We start from the raw sequence: 944 nt of genomic DNA on the forward strand, positions 1-944 counted from the left end.
CTTCRGGACGTCCTGTACGTCTTCCGCGCTCTTGATGTCGTAGTTGTTGAGGATTTGCTGAGCAATCTGCTCGCCTGGGGTAGTTGGTGGAGTTTTACACTTTGCCATTCTGTTACCGTCCTTATCTTTGTTTACCCCAGTATGGGGCATAAAGTAGATTCATGCAATACCGATTTACACAAACTATTTTACACTCCCATAAAGAACCTAAAATCGATTCCCATAAACAGGGACATTTTGCACAGGCTATCCTTGATCCGGAACAGGCTAGGAAACAAATTGGTTGGAAGGCTCGGCACAGTTTGGCAGAAAATATAGCTGATGTGTATCGTGATGTTACTCATACGCTTCTCTTCGAAGAAAAGCGTCGACAAAAAGAAAGACAAGAACAACGAGATAAGAAGATAAAAGAACGGATTATGCCTTATGCAGAAAATGTTATCGGAGCCTTGCTGATGTTGTGGCTTATGCAGATTCAAGGTGGAAGTTCTGTTAATCCAATTGTGCCTTTTGACTTTAATTTCTTATATATTGCCGTTATGGGGCTTTTATATGGACGACGTCAAGCTTTTTTGGCGGTGTTTTTTTTCATATCTCATTCTCCTAGTATTGAGCTTCGGTAATCTGGGGTTTGGACTTATTGCTGTTATGTACCAGCCAGCAGAATTGCTCCATTTTCTATCGTATTTGGCTATGGGGGTTATTACTGGGTATATTTCTGGGGAGTGTAAAATAGTTTGTGTAAATCGGTATTGCATGAATCTACTTTATGCCCCATACTGGGGTAAACAAAGATAAGGACGGTAACAGAATGGCAAAGTGTAAAACTCCACCAACTACCCCAGGCGAGCAGATTGCTCAGCAAATCCTCAACAACTACGACATCAAGAGCGCGGAAGACGTACAGGACGTCCTGAAGCAGATTTTGGTCCCATTTTGACGTT

2 protein-coding genes are annotated in these 944 nt (G+C 42.2%); both read left to right on the forward strand.

Annotated features, from left to right (window positions below):
* Positions 1-161 precede the first annotated feature (161 nt).
* The gene (locus tag NM10_RS12430) at positions 162-623 is read left to right on the forward strand and encodes a phytochrome sensor protein (RefSeq protein ID WP_020311888.1); all 462 of its coding nucleotides are present in this window, start codon (positions 162-164) and stop codon (positions 621-623) included.
* A gap of 188 nt (positions 624-811) precedes the next feature.
* Positions 812-940: a hypothetical protein gene (locus NM10_RS15100; RefSeq protein WP_256379010.1), complete on the forward strand. Its 129-nt coding sequence runs from the start codon at positions 812-814 to the stop codon at positions 938-940.
* Positions 941-944 lie beyond the last annotated feature (4 nt).

This window comes from Megasphaera sp. NM10, from assembly GCF_000417505.1.
In the GTDB taxonomy this organism is placed as follows: Bacteria; Bacillota; Negativicutes; order Veillonellales; family Megasphaeraceae; genus Megasphaera; species Megasphaera intestinihominis.

Excerpts from the sequence above, each read along its gene's own strand:
- NM10_RS12430 (WP_020311888.1), top strand. The coding sequence starts at position 162 with ATGCAATACCGATTTACACAAACTATTTTACACTCCCATAAAGAACCT.
- NM10_RS15100 (WP_256379010.1), top strand. The coding sequence starts at position 812 with ATGGCAAAGTGTAAAACTCCACCAACTACCCCAGGCGAGCAGATTGCT.